Source organism: Nocardioides sp. (genome assembly GCF_036405735.1).
Lineage (GTDB): Bacteria > Actinomycetota > Actinomycetes > Propionibacteriales > Nocardioidaceae > Nocardioides.
The window spans coordinates 1-2113 of the sequence record NZ_DASWXC010000041.1 but is presented as its reverse complement, the minus strand read 5'-3'; the positions used below and the strand labels follow the sequence as shown (position 1 = coordinate 2113).

Sequence of the window (2113 nt, the reverse complement as noted above, 5' to 3'; positions counted from 1 at the left end):
CCCGATCACGGTACCCCGGGAGGCGGGGTCAGCGGGTGGTGGCCTCGTGCCACAGGTCGTCGGAGCCGACACCGCGGAAGCGGGACCAGCCGAAGTACGCAGCGCCGGCGGCGACGGCCAGCACGAACAGCTTCTTCATCGCAGGTCTCCTCGCGAGTGACTGTCGGAGGGGGAAGGTGTGGGCCTAGCTGGATTTGAACCAGCGACCTCATCGTTATCAGCGATGCGCTCTAACCAACTGAGCTATAGGCCCGTGCAACAGGAGAAACACTACCGCACGGGGTCGAGCGGGTTACGAGGGGGTCCCCCTCCGCCCGACCCCGTGCGGGGTGCGTGACGACGCTCCGGTCAGTCCCGCTCGGAGAGCGTGACCTCGATGCCGCCGACCAGGTCGGCGGCCACGTTGTAGACGAACGCGACCACGGTGATGGCCACCGCGAACAGCAGGCTGTTCACCGCGCCGACGACGGCGGCGAGCCCGAAGACCCGGCCGACGCTGATCAGCGAGCCCCCGGTCTCCTGCTGCGAGGTGACCAGGTCGGCGTAGGTGCCGTTGAGCCGGTCCCAGACGCCCATCCCGCCGAGCACGCCGTAGAGGACGCCCGCGGCGACCATCCACACCAGCCACAGCACGACGGCCAGCGCCAGGGCCATCTTCAGTACCGACCACGGGTCGAGCCGCTTGAGCTGCAGCAGCGCCTGGCGCGGGGGCCGGTTGCGGACCGACGCTCGCGGCGTGTCCGCCGGGGCCGTGCCGTTCTCGCGCTGCTCCGGGTCGCGGACGGCGGTCGTCGCGCCGGACGCACCTGCGCCGGGGGCGGTCATGAACGCGGTCGGGGCCTCGCTCAGCAGCGAGTCCGCGACCGAGCCGCCGTCGCGGTCGTCATGGGTGTCGGGCACCCGGCGCCACGGGGGCGGCGAGGCCCCGGCCGGGTCGGCCGCGGGCTCGGCGTCGTCGCGCGGGCCGGGGACGTGGTCGGCCGGGGCCGCCGTCGTCGACGGGTCGTGGTCGGCGTCGGTGGCGACGGTGCGGGCCTCGTCCTGCGACGGGGTGCGGTCGTCGGTGCTCACGAGTGGGAGCTCTCCTCGCTGGTCGTCGCTCGGTACTGCTCCGGTCCCACGGCGTGTACCGGGTGGCCGGCCCTGCGGGCCGGCCACCCGACGTGCACTACGCCTGCTGGCCCGGGTCCTCCTCGGTCTCCTCCGCGTTGCGGGCGACGGCCAGCAGCGTGGAGCTCTCGCCCAGGTTCATCAGGCGGACTCCCTTCGTCTGCCGGCCGGCCTTCCGCACCTCGCGGGCGGAGGTCCGGATGACCCCGCCGGTGGAGGTGATCGCGTACAGCTCGTCGTCGATGCCGACGATGAGCGCACCGACCAGCGTGCCACGGCGACGGTCGTACTGGAGGGTCAACACTCCCTTCCCGCCACGGCCCTGAACGGGGTAGTCCTCGATCGGGGTGCGCTTGGCGTAGCCACCGGTGGTGGCGACGAGCAGGTAGGTGTCGGAGCGGATCACGCCGAGGGCCAGCAGCTTGTCGCCCTCGTTGAACCGCATCCCCAGGACGCCGGAGGTGGCGCGGCCCATCGGGCGCAGCGCGTCGTCGGACGCGGTGAACCGGATGGACTGGCCCTCGGCGGACACGAGGAGCAGATCGTCGTCACCCGAACAGAGGACGGCGCCGACCAGCTCGTCGTCGTCGCGCAGGTTGATGCCGATGAGGCCGCCGGCCCGGTTGGAGTCGAAGTCGGTCAGGCGCGACTTCTTCACCAGGCCGTTGCGGGTGGCCAGGACCAGGTACGGCCGCGCCGAGTAGTCCTTGATCTGCATGACCTGGGCGATCTCCTCCTCCGGCTGCAGGGCCAGGAGGTTCGCCAGGTGCTGGCCGCGCGCGGTGCGGTTGGCCTCGGGCAGCTCGTAGGCCTTGAGCCGGTAGACCCGCCCGCGGTTGGTGAAGAACAGCATCCAGTCGTGCGTGGAGCACACGAAGAAGTGGTTGACGATGTCGTCCTGCTTCAGCTGCGCCCCCTGCACGCCCTTCCCGCCGCGCTTCTGGGCGCGGTACAGGTCGGTCTTCGTGCGCTTGGCGTAGCCGGTGCGGGTGATCGTGACGAC

Annotated in this window: 3 protein-coding genes and 1 tRNA gene; all 4 read right to left on the bottom strand. The window is 71.5% G+C overall.

Going from position 1 to position 2113, the window contains the following annotated elements; genetic code table 11:
* Positions 1 to 28: 28 nt before the first annotated feature.
* Positions 29 to 139: a DLW-39 family protein gene (locus VGE38_RS06080; RefSeq protein WP_208820446.1), complete on the bottom strand. Its 111-nt coding sequence runs from the start codon at positions 137 to 139 to the stop codon at positions 29 to 31.
* A gap of 40 nt (positions 140 to 179) precedes the next feature.
* Positions 180 to 253: transfer RNA gene (locus VGE38_RS06075), tRNA-Ile, on the bottom strand.
* A gap of 95 nt (positions 254 to 348) precedes the next feature.
* On the bottom strand, positions 349 to 1071 hold the full coding sequence (locus VGE38_RS06070; protein WP_304580005.1) for a DUF3566 domain-containing protein: 723 nt from the start codon (positions 1069 to 1071) through the stop codon (positions 349 to 351).
* A 97-nt stretch (positions 1072 to 1168) separates the two neighbouring features.
* Positions 1169 to 2113: DNA gyrase C-terminal beta-propeller domain-containing protein (locus VGE38_RS06065; RefSeq protein WP_331141641.1), on the bottom strand; the 945-nt coding region annotated here is incomplete at its 5' end.

What these genes read in the sequence shown, in the direction of transcription:
- VGE38_RS06080 (WP_208820446.1), bottom strand. Translation starts at nt 139, where the DNA reads ATGAAGAAGCTGTTCGTGCTGGCCGTCGCCGCCGGCGCTGCGTACTTC.